At 51.9% G+C, this 20,030-nt stretch carries 15 protein-coding genes; 7 read left to right on the plus strand and 8 right to left on the minus strand.

Translation table 11 applies throughout. From position 1 onward, the window contains the following. Positions 1-43: 43 nt before the first annotated feature. Complete coding sequence (locus GOX63_RS07995; protein ID WP_170327367.1) at positions 44-364, plus strand: hypothetical protein; 321 nt, start codon at positions 44-46, stop codon at positions 362-364. 389 nt (positions 365-753) lie between these two features. Here the strand turns inward: GOX63_RS07995 and GOX63_RS08000 are convergent, their stop codons facing one another. After that, the gene (locus tag GOX63_RS08000; protein ID WP_254435891.1) at positions 754-2,253 is read right to left on the minus strand and encodes a TrkH family potassium uptake protein; all 1,500 of its coding nucleotides are present in this window, start codon (positions 2,251-2,253) and stop codon (positions 754-756) included. 714 nt (positions 2,254-2,967) lie between these two features. Here GOX63_RS08000 and nhaC point away from each other — a divergent pair. The 4 genes from nhaC (at position 2,968) to GOX63_RS08020 (ending at position 8,650) form a co-directional block, all read left to right on the plus strand. Continuing rightward, entirely contained in the window at positions 2,968-4,440 is a 1,473-nt protein-coding gene (gene nhaC / locus GOX63_RS08005; RefSeq protein WP_170327366.1) for a Na+/H+ antiporter NhaC, read from the plus strand. A 72-nt stretch (positions 4,441-4,512) separates the two neighbouring features. Further along, positions 4,513-5,529: a GlxA family transcriptional regulator gene (locus tag GOX63_RS08010; RefSeq protein WP_170327364.1), complete on the plus strand. Its 1,017-nt coding sequence runs from the start codon at positions 4,513-4,515 to the stop codon at positions 5,527-5,529. Positions 5,530-6,088: 559 nt separating this feature from the next. Continuing rightward, complete coding sequence (locus tag GOX63_RS08015) at positions 6,089-7,048, plus strand: cation transporter (protein WP_170327362.1); 960 nt, start codon at positions 6,089-6,091, stop codon at positions 7,046-7,048. 384 nt (positions 7,049-7,432) lie between these two features. Further along, positions 7,433-8,650, plus strand: a complete 1,218-nt coding sequence (locus GOX63_RS08020; RefSeq protein WP_170327361.1) for an alpha/beta hydrolase — start codon at positions 7,433-7,435, stop codon at positions 8,648-8,650. Positions 8,651-8,718: 68 nt separating this feature from the next. Here GOX63_RS08020 and GOX63_RS08025 read toward each other — a convergent pair whose 3' ends face one another. From GOX63_RS08025 to GOX63_RS08035, 3 genes are all read right to left on the minus strand, one after another. Further along, on the minus strand, positions 8,719-10,092 hold the full coding sequence (locus GOX63_RS08025; RefSeq protein WP_170327359.1) for a cytochrome P450: 1,374 nt from the start codon (positions 10,090-10,092) through the stop codon (positions 8,719-8,721). A 37-nt stretch (positions 10,093-10,129) separates the two neighbouring features. Continuing rightward, a complete protein-coding gene (locus GOX63_RS08030; RefSeq protein ID WP_170327357.1) occupies positions 10,130-11,500 on the minus strand; it encodes a cytochrome P450 in 1,371 nt (456 codons plus the stop codon). Positions 11,501-12,223: 723 nt separating this feature from the next. Then, complete coding sequence (locus tag GOX63_RS08035; RefSeq protein ID WP_217356189.1) at positions 12,224-13,798, minus strand: arylsulfatase; 1,575 nt, start codon at positions 13,796-13,798, stop codon at positions 12,224-12,226. Between the two features lie 157 nt (positions 13,799-13,955). Here GOX63_RS08035 and GOX63_RS08040 point away from each other — a divergent pair, with 157 nt between their 5' ends. Beyond that, complete coding sequence (locus GOX63_RS08040; protein ID WP_170327356.1) at positions 13,956-14,840, plus strand: LysR family transcriptional regulator; 885 nt, start codon at positions 13,956-13,958, stop codon at positions 14,838-14,840. 331 nt (positions 14,841-15,171) lie between these two features. On the opposite strand, the gene GOX63_RS08045 is transcribed toward GOX63_RS08040, so the two are convergent. Next, positions 15,172-15,558: an MAPEG family protein gene (locus GOX63_RS08045; RefSeq protein WP_170327353.1), complete on the minus strand. Its 387-nt coding sequence runs from the start codon at positions 15,556-15,558 to the stop codon at positions 15,172-15,174. A 149-nt stretch (positions 15,559-15,707) separates the two neighbouring features. On the opposite strand from GOX63_RS08045, the gene GOX63_RS08050 reads away from it, so the two are divergent. After that, complete coding sequence (locus GOX63_RS08050) at positions 15,708-16,304, plus strand: TetR/AcrR family transcriptional regulator (protein WP_170327351.1); 597 nt, start codon at positions 15,708-15,710, stop codon at positions 16,302-16,304. Between the two features lie 378 nt (positions 16,305-16,682). Here GOX63_RS08050 and GOX63_RS08055 read toward each other — a convergent pair whose 3' ends face one another. The 3 genes from GOX63_RS08055 to gntH all read right to left on the minus strand — a co-directional run bounded on the left by GOX63_RS08055 (position 16,683) and on the right by gntH (position 20,028). Continuing rightward, complete coding sequence (locus tag GOX63_RS08055; RefSeq protein ID WP_170327349.1) at positions 16,683-17,216, minus strand: hypothetical protein; 534 nt, start codon at positions 17,214-17,216, stop codon at positions 16,683-16,685. 354 nt (positions 17,217-17,570) lie between these two features. Beyond that, positions 17,571-18,551, minus strand: coding sequence for a CobW family GTP-binding protein (locus GOX63_RS08060; protein WP_170327347.1), 981 nt, complete (start codon positions 18,549-18,551; stop codon positions 17,571-17,573). Between the two features lie 4 nt (positions 18,552-18,555). Continuing rightward, on the minus strand, positions 18,556-20,028 hold the full coding sequence (gene gntH / locus GOX63_RS08065) for a guanitoxin biosynthesis MBL fold metallo-hydrolase GntH (protein WP_170545443.1): 1,473 nt from the start codon (positions 20,026-20,028) through the stop codon (positions 18,556-18,558). Between the last annotated feature and the right edge of the window lie 2 nt (positions 20,029-20,030).

A 20,030-nucleotide genomic window follows, 5' to 3' on the forward strand; every position in this document is an offset into this window, starting at 1 on the left:
CTTGCTGGATCACTCAAACCCAAAAAAACGAGGAAACAAAAAGATGAATAAAGCCGTAATCTTGATAGCAATCATATCTGCATCTACGGCCACTGCCGAGGAAACTGAATTCAGATGCACATCGGATGTATCCGGAGAGGAGCTTCAGGTTTTTCGGAACGGAGACCTCTCAGAAGCGCGTATGATTGTTCAGGGAACAGAAGGCACAGCCTCCGTTGCACACGGCCTTGATGGGTTGACTTTCATCCACATCAAACCCGACGAAGTCTGGACGCTGGTCCTCCATTTTCCAACCATGACCTACGAATTATCCACCCATGGAGCGACTGCCATCGAAGATCACGGACACTGTGAAAAAGGTTAATTGCAACCTCGGCTTGCTCACGATTTGAGAGATAGACAGGTTGAAATATTTCTAAAATGTAAACTCGATGAAAATTCTGTGAGAGTTCTGTCACTCACATTGGGCACATCGTTCGAGTTAGTTCAATATACTTGGTCAAGGAAGCTTTCGTACCCCCTCCGAAAAGGTGTCACCGGCACCGTGAAGACGCGGGCCACTCACTCGTAAGCAAGCTTTCCTCGGCCAAATGCAGCGCCCACCCTTATAACACCAAAATCCTCTAAAAGGGGGGCGCTGCTATTTTACCAGAAAATGCCCGATGCCCTATTGGAAGCTCTGACACAAAGGCTCTCGACCCATTCATTGTATTGGTTGTTGCGCAACGTATCTCTGGTTGATGCTTCAACCCGTTACCACTGATCCCAAAATCGTCGAGTGAACATCACATACAATGAAAGCAATTCCAGACGCCCTGCGATCATACCAAATATCATGATCCACTTGGCGGCTTGACTAAAGTGTTCGAGTGAGCCTGAGCTTTCCACCTTTGGGCCAAAAGCAGGACCAATATTAGCTACAGCAGTCCAGGCCGAAGTGAAGGAGGTCTCGATTGTCAGGCCGGTCAACGAAAGCGCAGCAGCAACGAACCACACAGTCGCCGCAAAGAGAGTCATAAATGTCCCAACAGAGTCGACTACATCTTTTGAGAGCTTCTTCCCGCTATACATTGGTTGGCTAACAACGTTCGGATAGCGCACCTGCTTGATCCGGGTTGCTATCGCCGCCAAGCTCACCTGCCACCGAAATATCTTGACCGAGCAGGCTGTAGAGCCGGTACAACCTCCCAGAAATCCAGCGACCAATACGAGCGTTAGAGCGAAACTTCCCCATTGAGAGATATCTTCGCTAGCGTACCCAGTGCCTGAAATAACCGAAACTACATTAAACAACGACTCGCGTACGATTTCAAAAAACGGCTCGTCACTCGTCGCCGTCCGAAAAGCTACTAAGACTGTGACCAGGGCAAGTATCGCCAGGAAGTATCCTCTAACTTGCGGGTCATTCAATAAAGGTTGGGCGTTCCCTCTCGCCAACTGAACGAAACGTACAAGCGGTAAACTAGCGGCGAGCATGAAAATGATGCAGGCGTATTCCAGCGCTCCTTCAAACCGTATGAAGGATTGATCTGTTGTTGAAAACCCGCCTGTCGAAATCGTTGTCATGGCATGAACGACAGCGTCCAATGCCGACATTCCCATTGCGGCGTAAGCAGCCGCACAAATCACAGTGAAACAGATGTAAATCGCCAGCAGTGACTTGGCGATGTCCAGCGTACGAGGGAGTAGTTTGCCCTGCGTATCAAATCCTTCAGTCAAAAAAAACTGCATGCCACCGACACGCATCATCGGTAAGAAAATCATTGCAACAATGACGATACCAAGCCCGCCTAGCCATTGAAGAATACCTCTCCACAGCTGAATCCCTGGTGGCAGAGAGCTAAGGTTATGAAATACCGTTGAACCAGTTGTGGTCATACCTGAAACGGCTTCGAAATAGGCGTCGGTTATCCCAGCGTGCTGTATGCCAAGAAATAAGGGAACTGCACCAAACATCGGTAGCGCGACCCAAACCACTGCAGTCAACGCGTAGGCTTGGTTGCGGTTTATGGTGGTGATTTCAGGTCGCGACGTGGCTATAGCGAGAAGCAATCCCGTGGACGCAATTGCGAGACCGCTTTTGGTCAGCGTACTGATCGGCGAGAAATCAAAGTGCTGGTCCACGAGCCCGCAAAGGATCATCAGGCACCCCATGCAGCTGGCGAGAAGCGAGGTAATGTGGATGATTGGAGTGACTTTCGGCATGATGGATTTTTTCAATATTGATGCTGCACCAGTATTGATCCCAAGCATTCGGCAATATCGGCGGCAGCGAACCGTTCCGCCAGTTCGCGATTCACACACCGCACCTGATCAGCCTGAGTGTGCTAGAGCTTAAATTTCTCACGCTTTTCACGGGCGTTAAAAATCTGTAAGGCAGGTGACCGAATATTAGCGGCCAAACGTGCTCGTCATTTAACGTCGAGAAAACTGAGAACCCTTCTCGGGTTCGCCCTTTTTTTTGATCGGAACGCTGGATCGCACGCTGCGGTGCAGCCTTAACCTGGCTGGGCTCAAAGCGACCTTGCAGCGATGCGGATTAATCAACAAGAACTTTATCGGTTGGTCAAATCTCTCTAACTACAAGACCGCATTGTCCGCTCTTCGGACCTCCGTCCGTCTTCCAGCTTCGCTCGCGCAGCGATTGTCTCCTTTGACGGGCCGTGCCGCAGTAACGAAACCCATCGATCAACGGCAGCTCTGGGCTGTGACCAACAGAACCTCTCCAATTCGAGCAAAGTTTGTAAGGTGCTCCAATAAAGGAGGTGAGATGACCTGAACGCAGGTAATTTGTTTGGCGTGATCGCAATGGTCGATCTTCAGTTCATTCGAAGACGCCGAAATCCGACGCCCCAATGTCGCAAATTCTAACAAGATGTGCGCTCTGACCGACAGTCTCACTCCGCCAAACTTGGTTTCTTCCGCAGATCATCACGGATCTGGATTAATCCAAAGGAGGAGACCCATATGCCTGCGAATGAAGACAACATACGGCAGCCCGGCTTAGTGCTGGCCCTTGTGCCAATAGTACTTACCCTGTGTGTGCTTGGACTGCAGCTTTTCTATTTCGGGGACTTTACCCCGCACATACCACTGGCATTCGGGATCGCGATCACTGGCATCGTTGGCCTCATGTTGGGTCACAAATGGCCGAGCATCGAAGAAGGCGTGTTCCACGTCATCAATATCTCCCTGCCGTCAGTGTCGATACTGATCACAGTGGGAATGATCATTGGTGTGTGGATCGCAAGCGGCACTGTCCCGACGCTGATTTACTATGGCCTCAAGATTTTGTCGCCTGAGCTTTTCCTCGCCGCAGGAATGGTTCTCTGCTCCATTGTCTCTGTTTCATTGGGTACCTCGTGGGGAACGACTGGCACGGTGGGCCTCGCGTTGATGGGGATCGGTGCCGGGTTCGGTATTCCCATGTACTGGACGGCGGGGGCGGTGGTCTCTGGTGCATTCTTTGGAGACAAGATCTCGCCTTTGTCCGATACAACCAACTTGGCTCCTGCCGTGACAGGGACTAATCTGTTCGATCACATTCGGAATATGCTTCCGACGACAGTTCCTTCGATGTTGATTGCGCTGGTGATTTACTTTGTCGTTGGTTTCACTCTGATCGACACGTCTCAGGTTTCGTTTGACCGCATTCATGCAATCACAACTGCACTGGATGACGCGTTTTGGATTTCGCCGATCATGCTGTTTCCGGCTGTTCTGGTCATCGTTCTGGCAGTCATGAAACAACCTCCGATCCCGTCACTGTTTGCAGGCGCCGTTGCGGGCGGCATCATGGCTATCTTCTGTCAGGGGGCTGGGCTGCATGAGACGTTCACCTTCGCCAATAGCGGTTACGCGATCGATACCGGGGTTCCGGAGATCGATCCTCTGTTGAACCGCGGAGGTATTCAGTCGATGATGTGGACGATTTCACTGGTGCTGCTGGCTTTGGGGTTTGGCGGAGCGCTTGAACGCGTAGGTTGTCTTCAGGCCATTATCAAAGTTGTCATCTCGAAGGTGAAAACGTTTGCCGGAATTCAAACCTCGGCCATCCTGACGTCTGTCGCGACCAACACCGTTGCAGGTGACCCCTATCTGTCAATTGCACTGCCAGGACGGATGTATGCACCGGTCTATCGCGCGATGAGCTATTCCCCACTGAACCTATCCCGGGCGGTCGAGGAAGGCGGAACTCTGGTTTCCCCTCTGATCCCGTGGAATGCGGGTGGAGCGTTTGTCATCACGGCGCTTGGCTTGGGTATCGCAGACGGCAACTTCGAAAACCTGCTGTATATTCCGCTTGCATTCGCTTGCTGGCTGTCACCGGTCATCGGTATCTTCTATGCCATGACAGGGCTCTTTTCGCCTAAAGCAAGCGAAGAAGAAATCCGCTCCTGGGAGGAAAGTGGCGAACCTGTTGCGCAGATGAGTGCCTAATCTTTCTGCACCAACACCAAATGAGGTGTTGGTGCCCTTCATCCGCCTTGGTCGATACTGGGAGGAGAGCATATGGACCCGAGAAACTTTGTCCCAAAGGGCGCGGCCAGCTATCGCATAGACTATGATGGATCGGCCAAGGAAATCTATTTCCTTCTGCTGCCAAAGCTGACCATGCTGGCCTTTAGCGCCGCAGTGGAACCTCTGAGGATCGCTAATCAGGTTACAAACAAAGAACTGTATAAATGGTTTCTGATCACCGAAGATGGAAATCCGGTCTCTTGTTCGAATGGGATTGAAATTACGCCGGATTTTGCGTTGCACAACCTACCGCGATCGTCGCGGCTGTTTGTTTGCTCGGGTATTGAACCGGCGGAAAGTACGAACCCCAAGGTCCTGTCGTGGATCAGCCGCCAAAGAACCTTTGGATGTAATCTGGGTGGTATTTGCACGGGAGCTTTCGCCCTTGCCAAGGCTGGAGTTCTGTCAGGTAAAAGATTCACATTGCACTGGGAAAACCACCCTGCTTTCATCGAACATTTTGATGACTTGGAGCCATCGTCAAACCTGTATGAGATCGACAATGAGCTTATGACATGTGGCGGCGGAAATGCCGCAACCGACATGATGTTGGACATGATCGAATCCGATTTCGGAAATGACCTGGCGGTCATTGTTTCGGACATGTGCATCCACTTTCGGTCCAACAATAGTAAAACGCTCCAAAAATCAGCCTTTTCGGTAGCTTTGGGTAGTCGCAACCAGTACCTCATCAACGCGATGCAGATCATGCAAGACAACCTGGAAGAGCCGTTAGATATCTCTGAAATAGCAGAAGCCGTGCAGATATCACGTCGCCAGTTAGAGCGTCTATTTCAAAAGTATGTCGAAATTTCGCCTGTACAGTTTTATATTGAGCTGCGCGTTTCGAGGGCTTACGCATTGCTCAGCGAAACCGAGATGGCGGTCGCGGAAATCGCGGCAGCCACAGGCTTTAGCAGCGCTACACAACTTACAGTACGGTTCAAGAAACGCTACGGCGAAGCGCCAACTTCATTCAGAAGGGGGTGGTCTGAAAGACGCGAATAATTTGCGTCTGAACAGTCATAATTTGAGACATCTGAACGTTCCTCAGTACTTTCTCTGCAGCCAACCAAGGTCTGTTTTGGGAACGCTGCGACGCGGCACATTCAGTATGGCAAATGTCCGCAATAGGCCGACTTTGTCGGAGCGAAAAGGAATTTCTGAAAGGTTGCTGCGCTGCCCCTGAGGTCGGCAAAGAGCCCGAAGCGATCGATGCTGCGGGCTGCGCTAAGGTCTGCAACACGCAACTTGCGGACTTCGTAGCTTTTGGGAAATGAACCATAGCCCTTGTCCACTCTTCAACCTGGGCGGTGAAGCGCGTCATTAGAGTAAGTTGGCAGAGATACCTGTAATCCATATCCGTTTAGTGAGAAAATGACAGCCGTCGGAGTTTTGAAACGTCAAACCTCTGCCATATCCGCAAAAAAGGCTACACATCCAGCACGGCCGCCGTCGAGATCTCCGAATTTTCGAAGGATCAAACTCTCTCGCGATGTGATTGTTGGCCCGGTCTCTACGAGCGGATATTAGTAGCCACGTACGATTTGAAGGCAGGACCGTCAGTATGACAACTCCGAATACAAACAGCAAAAAGCACCTCGAAAGCCGGTCGCTTGTTGTGGCCATGTGGGGCAACCTGTTTATGGCTGCAGCTGGTTTATTCGCTGGTGTGTTGTCGAACTCCAACGCGGTTATGATGGATGGATTGTTTTCGTTGATTGGGTTTGGCTCGGCCCTGCTTGCAAGGCGGATCAGCCATCGCATCAACGCTGGCCCCGACAAAGTCCGCCCCTTCGGGTATGCAGCTGACGAAGCGATATTCACGACTTTCCGTTCACTCTCACTTCTTGGTTTAGTCCTGTTCGCAATCACAAATGCGATCAAGAGTATCTACAATTATCTCAATGGAATGGTTCCAGCTCCGCTGAATTTTGCGCCGATGATCGTCTATTTTGTTGGGATTGGGCTTACTTGTGCCATCCTGTGGGGCTTCCATCACTTCACCTGGAAAAAAACTGGAAAGAGCAGCTCGATCCTTAAGCTCGAAGCCAAGGCCGCAGCGTTCGACGGACTGATCACAGCCTCAGCTGGTGTGGGGTTGGCTGCAATCTATTATTTTCGAGAGGGGCCGCTGGCACCGGTAGCTCCCGTAGGAGATTCATTGATCGTATTGCTGCTGTGTTTGTTGGCAATAGGATCATACCTAAGGGATTTTCGTGGTGGATTGGGCGAATTAGCCGGCGTCAGTGCAAGCCCCAGTCATATTGCCGCTGCACGAAGGTCGCTACGTGCCGCGATTGCCGAGGATGGTGGATCACTGCAAGACCTGTCTGTCACAAAGTTGGGTCGCGTTTTCTTCGTCACGGTTTATTACGACCCCGGTCGAGCAGTTTCCGCAGCAGTTGTCGACGACCTAAACCTGCGCATGATTCAGGACGCGCGCGAGGCACTAACTGATGCGGATGTTCTGCTCGTGATTACTGAACATCCAAGGCGCTGGCCGGATTCACTAAATCCCTTCTGAGCGTCAATGCAAAGAACTTGGACTTAGAATGGAAGACGTTGGCGTAAGGAGTCATGACGATCTGCTTACTGCCAGTAGTTTACGACGCCGAGCGTCAGGAATGGGCCTAACAACGGAAGACCGGCTTTACAATCGAAATGCCCGCTTTTCTCCGAGAGTGATTATTTTCGAGACGTATTCCATCTTGGTTGCTGTGCTTTCTCAGAGGCCGGCTATGAGCCCACTTTGACAATTGCTGCACCACGCACCAAGGTTCACTTTGGTGAAACCCTGAGTTTTGCTCATTCACTAGTTGGCTGGGAAGTAATGTCACGCAAGCCGCGCGCAGCGATACGGCGTTGCTTTTGCTTGGAGTTGATCCTTTAGTCTTCGAAGTTGCGGCGCATGAAAACTGTCGCATCCCCTATCGGTGCGAATTCGGGAAGTGGACAAGATGATTTCAGATTTCCAGCGTGTTGCCGACAAAATCAGGTTTTGCTAGCAGTTTGTTTTGACAAATTGACAATCAAGCCTGAGCGAGGGGATAACCTGATTGAAAATCTCGTCCTTTCTAGTGAGATGATTACATCCACTCCCATTACTTTCCGGCACAAACTGTTGGAGCATGTGGTACGTGCGATTGCACGCGCGCCAATGCCGATACTGAAGATTATTGCGGGGAAGCCGGTAGAAGTAGAAGGCAAACGCCTTGACCCGTTGATGCAGATTATTTGTCAGAAGTTTGCGCCAGATCCACAAAATCCTCCACCTCTGGAAGCCAAACGAAAGGACCTGGATATCCGCGGAGCATGGCTGGCTCACAAAATAGATCCGAATGTATCCATCAAAACCCTGACCATTCCTGGACCCGGTGGCGACATCAAGTGTGAGTTGCATTGCCCTTCAGGACTGCCTTCTTCGGGCCGTGCAATTATTCATTTTCACGGTGGGGGTCACGTAATGGGATCGCCTCAAAGCCATCGCAGAACCAGCAATCGAATGGCCAAGGATACGCAAAGTATCGTGGTCGTCCCTGACTATCGTCTTGCTCCGGAAAACCCGTTTCCCGCAGCGATCGAGGACTGCCTCGCAGTTTTCGATTTTGTGGCCGAAAACCATCAGGAGTTAGGCATCGATCCAACCAAGATCGCTTTAGCAGGTGGCAGCGCTGGTGGTAATTTGGCGGCTGTGGTTGCCAACCACCGCCGATCAGCCCCCGTCCGACCACGCCTGCAGATTCTTTGGTATCCAAATACCGAGCGATCAACGGCGCGACAATCTTTTGAAACTCTCGGATCCGGGTTCCTTTTGGACTTGAACGAGATTCAAGAATTCAACGATGCATACTCGCCGGATCCGAAGAACCTAATGAATCCGCTTGCCACACCTGCATCCGATGATTTGACTGGCGTGTGCCCAGCCATCATTTTGGCAGCGGGATTCGACCCGTATCTGGACGACAATCTGGCCTATGCTGAGCGACTGCGACAGGCCGGCGCCAACGTAGAAATACGGGTCTACGCGAGCCTTATCCACGGGTTCACCGGCATGTCCGAGTTATCACGGGGCGCCCGCGAAGCCTGGATCGATACGATGGCGTTGATAAACAAAGCACTCAATTGAGCATGTGGTATATTGTTCAATTGGTTGTTTGAGGGGTTTGTCCGGCCTACCGCCCATTATAACAAAGGCTACTTTCTTGGCGTTACATACAGCTTCACCCCTCCGGCCGGACGAAGCACGATACGAGATGTCGGATAAGGTGTATGACCTTCTACAGGTTTTATCTCATTCGACCTGACTATCGAGGCGAGGATAGAGACAGCTTCCAGCATTGAAAGTCCCATTCCAATACAAATCCGGGGTCCGCCCGAGAACGGAATGAACTGAAAACGATGATGGCCTTTGGCTCGGTCCGGTGCGAACCGCTCAGGTTCGAACCTGTTGGGATTATCCCAAAGCTTTTCGTGCCGGTGCATCGGATATGTAGCCAGAACCACGGTGTCGCCGCGGCGAACAGAGGTGCCATCCGGGAACGTCACGTCCTCTAAGGCAACCCTTTCCTGCGCATAGACCGGCGGGAATAGTCGCATCGCCTCTTTCACAACCATTTCGTGTTTTTTCAGCTTGCCGATATGATCCGGCTGTAGTGGGGCATCGCCGCAGATATCGTTCACTTCCTCCAGCAGCTTCTCCTGCCACTCTGGACTTCTGGCCAACAGATACATTGCCCACGAAAGGGTCAAAGCTACAGTTTCATGGCCTGCGCTAATGAAAGTAATAAGGTTGTCTCGGACCTCGATGTCGGACAAGCCAGTCCCTGTGTCTTGGTCGCTAGCTGAAATCAGCATACTCAACAGGTCTTCGCTTTCCACACCGGAACGACGGCGGTGCCTGATAATCCTTGTGCACTCCTCCCGCAGACGCTCAACCGCGTCCCTGCCTTTTCGTGCCCAGGGTTTCGGCAAGTCGCGCGTAATTTTGAAGAGATCAAAGAAATCAATCCGGCCGTTATACTCAAGATACAGGTCGATATCTTTGGATATCGCTTCGGCGTTCAAATCAGACCCTTCACCCGACAGCAGCGTTTGCACGATAATCTTGAGCGATGCCCTGTCCATCTTTTCGAATACATCGACAGGTCCTTGTTCCAATGAAAGCAAGTCGGCTGTCTCGTCCGCGATGCGGATAATGCCGGGCAAGAGCTTGTTCAGATGAATCGAGCGGAAAATCGGAGACGTGGCCTTGCGCTGAAACTTCCAGCGTTCCCCTTCGATTGTAAGCAACCCCTCGCCACCCGCACGTTTGAGAATTGACTGCCAGATTTCTGAACGTGGAAACAGGGTGTAGTTCTTTAGTAGCACGTCCTGAACAATGTCTGGATCGGTTACGTGCACATAGCGCTTGCCGAAGAAATTCACTTCATGCGTGAACTCTTCGTACAGCTTGCGAGGCCATATCTCGACTGGATTTCTGAACATTCTCCTGAGAAGGGCAAAGTTCGATGCGCCTTCAGGCAGGGTGTCCACTGTGACTGGTTCAAAAGGCTTGTGATCGATGTTCATTACGTGTCCTGATCTGATCGCTTCCGAGCCCGAAGCGTCAACGACGTGGCGAAACGCGCAGTTTCATACCACCTTCTGCGTGAAGGGTTATGCGTGAATTGGGATATGGGACAAAGCCTTCGACCGGTGCCAGCCTTACCGTGCGGACGACGCTGGCGAGGATGGCTGTGGCTTCGAACATCGCGTATTTCAAGCCACTGCAAATACGCGGCCCAGCCGAAAACGGGATATACTGAAACCGATGGTATGACGACATCCTTTTCACATCAAACCGGCACGGTTCAAAGTGGTTGGGCCGTTCCCAGAGCTTCTTGTGTCTGTGCATGGGATATGTGGCCAGAAAGACCATATCGCCTTTTCTGAGTTTCAACCCATTAATCTCGACATTTGCTGCGGCAACGCGGTGCATGCCCTGGCACGGAGGGTACAGCCGCATCGCCTCTTTCAGAACCATCTCATGCTTATTTAATTGCCCTAAGTTATCGGCAGTCAATGGGGCTTCACCCAAGACTTCTGAAAGTTCATCCACCAATTGCTCTTGCCAATAGGGGCTGTTCGCCAACAGATAGAACGTCCATGCGATCGCGTGTGACGTAGTCTCCCGGCCTGCGCCGATAAACGTCACGATATTATCCCTCAACTCAATTTCAGACAGTTTCTTTCCGGTTTCCGGATCTTGCGCAGCCAACAAAAGAGAAAGCAGATCATCGGTTGCGTTGCTGGATTTTCTACGGTTGGACAGTGCATTCATGGCATCGCCTCTAAGCCGCTCTGCCGCTTTCACCCCCGCGCGCGCCCACGGTTTGGGAAGATTTCTTGTCGCTTCGAACAAATCCAATGGGTCGACTTTTGCAACAAAAGCCAGAAGCTTGTGAACATCGTCAGAGATGCGTTCATAGTCCAGATTACCTTCTTCACCCGAGAGCAACGTGTTTGCAATCGTTTCAAAGGTCGCCTTTGAAATAGAGGGCAAGACATCAATTTCGCCGGGATTGGATCTAAACTGCTGCGCAACCTCTTCGCCCACCGCAATCATATGCGGAAGCAGGTTTGACAGGCTCTTGTGTTGAAAGACCGGAGCCGTGGCCTTGCGTAGAAACTTCCATTCTGCACCCTCTGCCGTCAGCAAGCCCCTTCCTATGGATCGTGACATTATCGATTGTGCGATTTCCGGCTTTGGAAAAACCGGCTGCTGACTTAGCAAAACGCCCTTTACGATTTCCGGATCGCTGGTCAGGACAACACGGTTACCAAGGATTTGTTTTTCGAAGATAAAGTCTTCGTACAAGGAGTCCGGCCAGCCCTCGACGGGGTTTTGCATTACCTTTCTGAGTACTGAAAAGGCTGACGCATTTCTTTGTATCGGTTTTACGGTGACCGGTTCAAAACTCTCAGTTTCCGCTAACATTCATTCAATTCTTGTCAGACGTCCTTTGAACCCAACTCTGTGAATACACAGAGGTTGCAAGAACTTATGTTTATACCACCCTGGGTCGTGCTAACTTACTTTGTCTGAGTTGACAAGATTTTGCGTTCACACCTTAAGCGCGATCATCGGTCGCCGCCCGAAAAAATACAGTCTCAGCCGTGGATCTGTCTCTGGGGTACGGTAACGAGACCCATTGTCATTTTTTAAGCGATGAGGCTCTTAGTTTTCTTTGAAGAATGTCCGCTTCGGGGAAGCCGCGGCACAGCATTTGGGATAAACTTCAACAGCGGCTCTGGGGCGTTTACAACTTTGGGACGCCAGGGCGGATTCCGGACCTTCTCTGCAGGTGCGAGCCGATCACATTTCAACATTGGAAGCTGACATTCATATGGGCCCGGAACGGGGAGCATCTCTACGCCGCCGCGAGCCGACTTCGAGCCCTTACCGGATATAGCCGAGCGATCCGCTAGCTGCGAGTGCGCAAGGCTGCTTACCAACACTTTGCCGACCTTGCCCCCTAGGTGTCGGTCAATAGTGTGAGTGAAATGACCAAATGTCGGTTGCGAGCCCACTTTGACCGATGCTGCTCTGGGTCCAAATGACAGTTTTGGTGTGGAAAGCGCGCCCTCGTGAGCAGGTGTTTTCCCGCAAGTTCTTGTAAGGATCGGGAGGCAAGGATTGATGCCTCCCGAGAATTGATTTCTACTGTGACATCCCGCCTTCGGTCGAAATCTGTTCTTCGACGTGAGACTGATTGGTGACGTCTGATCCCCGTGGAGGATAGTCCTTAAACGTAGACAGGTGGTTTTGGACGATTTTGGCAGCAGGACCAAACGCCCACATCTTGTTGCCCATCCAGCGCGTATACATCCCCGATTCTTCGGCCGCTTTTTCGTAGGGATCGCGACGCAGATTGAACAGCAAGGGAGCGTTCAGTTCCTCCTTGGGGCCAGCCCAACCTTCGGTTTGGATCGTGAAATGTGCTTTCCAGTCACCGTGGCGCACAGCCTGCAAGTCTGGACCCTCGTAGTAGATGATCTCGTCCCGGTTACTCTCGCCCTCACCAGTCAGGAATGACAGTTGATTGTATCCATCCAGATGCACCTGATAACCCTCGTAGCCCTCCAGCAATGATCCGGCCAGATCGTCAGGCCCTCCGGCGGCAGCAACAAGGGTCGGCATCCAGTCAAGCCCGGCAAAAATTCCGTTGCTCACGGTTCCGGCCGGGACTTTTCCGGGCCAGCGAATGATGGCAGGGACGCGGAAGCCGCCTTCCCAGGTTGTGCCTTTTTCGCCATGGAATGGTGTTGTTCCACCGTCGGGCCAGGTCATGGTTTCGGGACCATTGTCAGACGTAAAGACAACAATCGTGTTGTCCGAGACGCCCAGTTCGTCCAGCCGGGCCATGACTTTGCCCACGTTGTCGTCGAGCTCTTTCATGACGACGTCCTGCAAACCGCGGCCATCCCCTAACATGGCTTCGAATTCGGGGCTCAAATGTGTCCAGACATGCGCCCGCGCCGGCGCCATCCAGACAAAGAATGGCGTGTCGCTGTCGACCGCGCGATTGATGAAATCCAGTGTATGGGCAGTCACCTCGTCGTCCAGTGTCTTTTGCCGTTCAGGCGGAGCCGGGCCATCGTCGATGATGCGTTGCTTGCCAACGAGACCCCAGCGCGGATCTACAGTTTCATCGACTGTATCCGTGGCGTACGCGTGAATGATATTCCGCGGGCCAAATGTGTCGTTGAATTTCTGATCTTTCGGCCAGTCCGGATCGGATGTGTATTCCATCGCGTTCAGATGATATAGCCAGCCCCAATATTCATCAAAACCCTTCACCGTCGGCAGGAATTTGTTCATATCCCCCAAGTGGTTCTTGCCAAATTGCCCGGTCGTGTAGCCCAGAGATTTCAACATATTGGCCAAAGTGGGATCATCCTCGCTAAGGCCTTTTTCAGGATCTCCAGGCAGACCAACAGTGTGCATCCCCGTTCGAACCGGCAATTGTCCGGTGATAAAGGCGGATCGCCCAGCCGTACAGCTTGGCTGAGCATAGTAATCCGTCAAACGCATGCCATCGGCGGCCAGCTGATCAAGATTAGGGGTTTTGATGCTTTTCACGCCCTGATGATAGCTGCCAAGGCTGGCCCAGCCGACATCGTCGGCCATGATGACAAGGATATTGGGTTGGTCGGTTTCGGCCAAAACCGGCATTGCACAGACTGTCGCCGTGGCAAGCGTGGCGGAAATCGCAATAGGTCGAAGTATGAACATTGTAACCTCTGTGGACGTAGAAGACGATATCGAAGGGTCCATCAGGGATAGCGATTGAGACTTTCTCGTCGCAACAGAGCTTTACCATGATTTCATAGTGTGAAAACTAAAACGCGAAATCTGAAATTAAATTGGCCGTATGATGAACGAAAACGCTTTGACCGCCTTTCTCGCACTGGCTGAAATCGGCAGCTTCCAAAACGCCGCTCGTGCGATGGGTGTATCCAACGCGTCCTTGTCCCGCTATGTCGGGCAGGCTGAAGAACACACGGGACTTGTTTTGTTCCATCGCAGCCGAAACAGCAGCACGTTGACACGCGCGGGGCAGGAGTTTTTGCCAATCGCTCAGGCACTGCGCGAAGACCTGAACCGCTATACGACCCGTGTGGCCGGTTTGCGTGAAACCGGGCCGGGTACTTTGCTGATTGGTTGCGGGCCGTTAACCACAAGAACTTTGATCCTGCCCGTCTTGCGCGCCGTACGAAAGGCAATGCCTGACCTCCGCTTCCGAATTCTGGTGAGTGCCTACGCACGTCCGCTCGACTTATTGCAGGCGGGGGAATTCGACGTGTTCCTTGGCGATCTGACCTACACACCTGAAGCCGAAGATGTCGAGATCATGGTGATGGAGAAACAACCCATCCAGTTTGTTGCTCATCGAGATCATGAGATTCACCAGCGCGGCCCGCAAACTATGGTAGGTATTTTTGATTTTCCCTTTGCATCACCGCATCTCCACAAACATTGGAAAACCGCATTGACGAAAGCACTTGGCGGCGGCGCTGAGGCCGTCGAAAAAGTCAATGCACAGCCGCAAATCGAATGCGACGACTACAATTTCCTGACCGAACTACTGGCCGAGCCTGACTTCATCGTGGGAGGGATGCCGGACACATTCGCAGAGCTGATCCGCGCAAAGAAAGTCAAACCGGTGTCCATGAAACAGAACCTGACGTGGAACATTTGCGGCGCGCGCAAGTCGCAGAACACGTCTACCGCGGTTGAACGTTTTTGGAATGAGCTTGCCAAGTATCGGGCGTGATCGGTGGCGGGAGGCATAGAGAGGCCTCAAACTGAAACATCTACTGGCCATATTAGGTCGCTTTATTGGGGCCGGTAGATTTCCCAAAATTCCGTTTTGATATCGAGTCGCTTTCAAATGCAAACGACCAACGGCAGCAAAGTCCACAGAGCCGACCTTGGCTCCCTTTTTGTAAACATCGATTGTCCGGTTTGGGCCCTGAGCCGCCGTTGCCGTCAAACTAGGATGCTGTCAGGGACTTAGGCAGCTAGCAGCCCAATCCAGACATTGAAGTTAGAGCTTTGTGATTCCGGCTGTGCGGACACTTTTGCCATTCTTCCTATGTCTCTGCTCAAAACCATATTTGCCCCAACAGCCAGAAGCCCATCATTAGGCCGGGTAACAAGGTGACAAGCATCGCCAAACCACGCTTGGCGCTGTCGTAGAGCGCGTAATGCAGTATTCGTCCAGCTAGAAATACCGCAACCGCGAGCCAGAGCCAGCGCGTGTCGAGGCCCGCATATTCCGAGGCGCCAAGAACTAGAGCAAAAAGTGGCGCATTCTCCATTAAGTTGCCGTGTATGCGAATGCGCTTAAAGAGCACCAGGTCATCTCCATCTCCTCGCAAAACGCCACCGATCTTGTCCCGGCGCAAACCGACCCAACCAGTCATAGGAATGAGTATTATTGCCAGCACACTGACGAAGGTGAAGGTCACGGGAAGGAGCATTACTGACATGATGCCGCGCTGCCGTGATGTGCGAGTAGATTTTCGGGCATGTTGTAATCTCCTGTTTTCTTCAACGATATGACGAATGACATAAATCTAAATATGATAAAGAACATTTTTTGGTACGATGCTAAGGTAAGCTAAACTCGGAGAGAGTGATGCCATACAGCGCTGAACATAAACAGAAAACACGCAAGAAGATTGTTGAGGCCGCCCGTATTCTGTTCAATAGGCACGGTTTTAACGGTGTATCAATTGATATGGTGATGAAGGAAGCCGGGCTGACACGCGGCGGCTTTTACAACCACTTCAAAAATAAGGAAGAGCTATTCAGCGAAGCGATTAAGAGCTTTCTGATGGGACGGGGAGCTGAGTGGCGAGAAGAGGCCGGTGTCGACGTTTCCAACCTGAAACCCGAGATGGTCCATCAAATGATCAACGCCTATCTGTCTCCAGAACATCTTGGAGATCTGGATGGCCAATGCCCAATGATCGCTTTGCCGTCTGATATTTCCAGAGGCGGGGTTGAAGCACAGAAGTCATTTCAAATCCTGCTGGAAGCAATGGTTTCATTGTTCGAAACCAACATGAACCATGACGAGACGACCAACCGCCAATGGGCGCAAGCCATCAGCGCGCTTTGCATTGGTGGGATGGTGATTTCCAGAGCTCTACCCGATTCAGGACTTGCGAAGCAGGTACGCCTTGCGTCATGCCAATCGGCAAATTTCCTTTTAAGCCAAAGTCAAACCTAGCTCTCGCGAAAGCGGAGTTTCGTTCTTAGTGCAGCATTGGTTAGTTTGGGGTCGAAGTGACCGTTCGCTACTGCTCCCATCTGTGACGGGTGACAGCCCGAAGCAGACCTTCAAAACTGAACTTTGCAATGCCAACTTTGCGGGTATGCCCATTCATTCGCATTCACCACTGGAATGCCCGTAACCGGCCCGGCCGAGCATATTCGGCTAAGAGTCCATTAGAACAAATTTAAAGCAGTTTCTTAATTGGGTTTTGTGAGAAATACGCTGGTTTCAGGGTTCAGATCATCATTCGGATCCGTCAAAACGCCAGCTGGAAAGGAAACCAAGATAGGTCGATCCTTTGTATCAAGGCAGAACATGTGGTTATTGTCCCCGTCACCCAGGTCGGCAAGCGCTGCGGGGTGTAACTGTGCGTTGAGATCCATTTTCGGCCTCTACAATGATACTGTACAGGTCACGTTCCACATCGCCAGATTCCTTGCCGTTCGCCAGCGTAACGCCACCCGCCCAAGTTACTCTAATGGCTTGTACGATGTTGTCACTTGGACAAAGGCTTCCTCTGGTGCGACGTGGCCCCAAGTTTCCAACCAAAGTCCAATCCTCAACAACCTCGGCAAAGATCAATGACGGCCCGTCTTCCAGCGGAGTCACGGCTACAGTGGCACCTCGAAAATCAAGCCTTCCATCGATGGAATGAAGGTGTCCAATAACGTCGACTTCAACCGGTGGATCCTCGGAAGCGTTCCCAAAATCCCCGATGAGAAGCACCGTGCGCATTTCACCGGGATCGGTAGCGGGCAACACTGACACGCAGTGCATTGTTCCGATCTGGCCTGACTTTGTTACAACTCTGAAGTCACCTGCCTGCATAGTTTCCAGATCTATCTCGGTTGAAAAAATTACAGGCATCCCGTGTCTGCCCCTGGAACCTCTGCAAATGAGATTAGCTACTCGAGGTAACGACTCGAGCCCGTGGAAAGCGTAAAGCAACTCGGCATCTTGTCCTCCGGCTGAACTCGGCAATCCGAGTTCTGGGGTTGTATCTTCAAGTTCTCGACTTGAGACGTCCTGCGCGAATAAAGCTGTGCCTAACAATACAAACGCTGTGGCAGGTGCGAGCAATCTGATCGCTTGACTCCATTTCCTAAACTGCTTCAGCAATAGGGTATTTATCCACATTTGGTCCTCGGCGCTGCGGGCTTTCGAGCTGTAACGGGCTGGAAAATAAGAAAAACAGGCAAACAAGTTTTGTCGAACTTGCCGCTATGCGTTTGCCAACAACGCATCGGAAAGCTCGTATTCCGAAAGTGCCCCCGGTGCACCTATTGCAACAAGCCTTGTTTCGGGTTTTCGGTGGCCCCAGACTCCATCCCTTGCGATGTCCATGCGTTTTCCAACAACCTGCACAAGAATGCGATGATCTGGATCCTCCTCGCTAAAAACAAAGCCCTTGAGGCGATAAACGTCGCCAGGAAGCTTTCGAATTGCACTCCGAAGAGAAGACAAGCTTATCGGGCGTTCAGCTTTCATCATAGTTGTTGAGAAGCTTTTCGAGTGATCAGAGTGATGGCAACCACAATCCGGTCCATGTTCGTGATGATCGGGTATTTCTGTTTCGAGCTGTTCGGCGGCAAAGCGACCAACTGAAAGAAGTATATCCAGTGGGACGTCTGCGTTGACAGCTTCGACCAGGCGGTATCGACGGAAGCGAGACCTGAGCCAATCGTGCACCCTTTGAACAGCCGCCCCATCGACGAGGTCGACCTTGTTCAAAATAACCATGTCCGAGAACGCAATTTGACGGAGCTTCAGTTCCATTTGTTCCGGCGCAGCAAATAGCTGTTCCGCATCAACAAGACACATAAGGCTGTCCAAGCGGATCATGTCCCGAAACTTCTGATCGGTGAATGTCATCGCAATTGATGACGGGTCCGACACTCCGCTCGCTTCAAGGACGATGTATTCCGGTTTCTCAGGCCGGGCGAGAACAGCTTCTACCGTTTCGATCAAGTCATCTCGGATCGAGCAGCAGACGCAGCCATTTGCCAAACTCATCACATCATCTTCGAGACCGACGACCAAGTCGGCGTCAACGTTTATTGATCCAAAGTCATTCACCAGAACCGCAACCCGCAACCCGTGATTGCCTGTCAGGATGCGGTTCAAAAGTGTTGTCTTACCGGCTCCAAGAAAGCCGGTAAGGATCGTTACAGGGATTGCGGATGACGACCCAAATTCAATCATGTCGTTACTCCGCCTTCTTCTTGCGGTTTGGAATGACGTCATCGACCTTGATTACGAAATCGCTGGGCCACTCGGGATCGGGAGCACGGAATACATCAGCTGGATAATATTCTTTAGGATCGATCTCCATATCGCGGTATTTCTGGTCTTGCTGTTCGGCACGTGATGACCGCGGTGCTGGCGGCTTGATTTCATCCGGCAACGTGATCTTGCCTTCTGCTTCCATCTTGCCCAATTCGCGGAATGGCGCGACCGAACCAGATTTCCCGGGAAGTGTCGCCTTCCGATACCAGATTGCATCTTTGGTGACGTTGACGACGGCGACATCCAAACCCCAAGCGAACAGCCCATCATAGTGGGCACGGATTCCCGCCAGCATTTCGGCATCGATGTCCTCGTCTTGCGTATAGTGGGTTACCATTGCAAGCCGTGGGCGCGCCTCAGCCATCATCTTACCGACCGCATAGTGCGATGTATGATGCGTATCGATTGTGTAGTTGAATAGCTCTTGCGGCAGACCGTATTTGTAGGTCATCAACTGACCGATATCCTGCCCAGACATTTCGGTCACAAACACATCGACGCCTTTTCCGTATTCAAGACTCAGTTCATCAGGGCGGCCATCGCCGGTCCAAACAAAGCTCAGGCCATTCCAATCCAGCCGATACCCCACAGCTCCGTCTTTGGCGTGGCTACGAGGCCAGGACCGAACAGTCACGCCATCTTGGTCATAAACAATGCCGCCTTCTTGACGAAAATCGAATTCGTTAACTTCGATCTCGTACCCGTCCCCGATTGGGAACACGTCGAAAGCTTCCAGATGCCATTTAAGCATCTGCTGCATGCCTTTCACCATTCCGGCTGTGCCAAGCTCGGGTGTCCGACCAGAAGGGCCGTGAATGCGCAGCGGCGTGTATCCACCAGACCAAGCCCGGAACGGGTAGATGTAAGGGATGTCGGCATAGTGATCGACATGCAGGTGCGTGATGAAGATGTCGTTGATCAACTGACCCGGAACCTGCATCCCGATAATGTTACGGACGCAGCCCGAGCCGAAGTCGAAGAAGAACCTCTTTCCATTACCCAATTCGACCATGATGCAAGTTCCAGCCTGATCTTCGCGGGGCGGAAATGGCGTCGAGCCACAGAACGAAATCCGCATTTCGTCCGGCCCGAGCTCCTCAGATAGCGGGAAATAGTTCGCGTTCGAGCCCGTCATGTATTTGGTAGGACGGAAGTACTCCGGCAATGTGATGCCCCCGGCAGGTCTGCCGCCGTACGGGTTCTTTAAGCTTTCGCCTAGTGGTCCATCACCGGGGTGCGCCTGTGCAGTTCCCGCACCGTAGCTAACAGCACCGGTTGCGACCGCACCTGCTGCTAGTCCCTGCATAACGTGTCGCCGGGAAGGGTTTTCGATGTCGTCAGATTTCTGGATCTGTTCGTTCTTAAGTTCTTTGCCGTTGTCTTCTTTTGTCATGG

Origin of the sequence: Ruegeria arenilitoris, from assembly GCF_013031355.1 — a bacterium.
GTDB lineage: Bacteria > Pseudomonadota > Alphaproteobacteria > Rhodobacterales > Rhodobacteraceae > Ruegeria > Ruegeria arenilitoris_C.

Bases quoted from the DNA above. Each gene is read 5' to 3' on its own strand.
- GOX63_RS08045 (WP_170327353.1), bottom strand. From the start codon at position 15,558: ATGTCAGTAATGCTCCTTCCCGTGACCTTCACCTTCGTCAGTGTGCTG.
- GOX63_RS08035 (WP_217356189.1), bottom strand. From the start codon at position 13,798: ATGTTCATACTTCGACCTATTGCGATTTCCGCCACGCTTGCCACGGCG.
- GOX63_RS07995 (WP_170327367.1), top strand. From the start codon at position 44: ATGAATAAAGCCGTAATCTTGATAGCAATCATATCTGCATCTACGGCC.
- gntH (WP_170545443.1), bottom strand. From the start codon at position 20,028: ATGACAAAAGAAGACAACGGCAAAGAACTTAAGAACGAACAGATCCAG.
- GOX63_RS08060 (WP_170327347.1), bottom strand. From the start codon at position 18,551: ATGATTGAATTTGGGTCGTCATCCGCAATCCCTGTAACGATCCTTACC.
- GOX63_RS08015 (WP_170327362.1), top strand. From the start codon at position 6,089: ATGACAACTCCGAATACAAACAGCAAAAAGCACCTCGAAAGCCGGTCG.
- GOX63_RS08050 (WP_170327351.1), top strand. From the start codon at position 15,708: ATGCCATACAGCGCTGAACATAAACAGAAAACACGCAAGAAGATTGTT.
- GOX63_RS08055 (WP_170327349.1), bottom strand. From the start codon at position 17,216: ATGCCTGTAATTTTTTCAACCGAGATAGATCTGGAAACTATGCAGGCA.
- GOX63_RS08025 (WP_170327359.1), bottom strand. From the start codon at position 10,092: ATGAACATCGATCACAAGCCTTTTGAACCAGTCACAGTGGACACCCTG.
- GOX63_RS08030 (WP_170327357.1), bottom strand. From the start codon at position 11,500: ATGTTAGCGGAAACTGAGAGTTTTGAACCGGTCACCGTAAAACCGATA.
- nhaC (WP_170327366.1), top strand. From the start codon at position 2,968: ATGCCTGCGAATGAAGACAACATACGGCAGCCCGGCTTAGTGCTGGCC.
- GOX63_RS08020 (WP_170327361.1), top strand. From the start codon at position 7,433: ATGAAAACTGTCGCATCCCCTATCGGTGCGAATTCGGGAAGTGGACAA.
- GOX63_RS08010 (WP_170327364.1), top strand. From the start codon at position 4,513: ATGGACCCGAGAAACTTTGTCCCAAAGGGCGCGGCCAGCTATCGCATA.
- GOX63_RS08000 (WP_254435891.1), bottom strand. From the start codon at position 2,253: ATGCTTGGGATCAATACTGGTGCAGCATCAATATTGAAAAAATCCATC.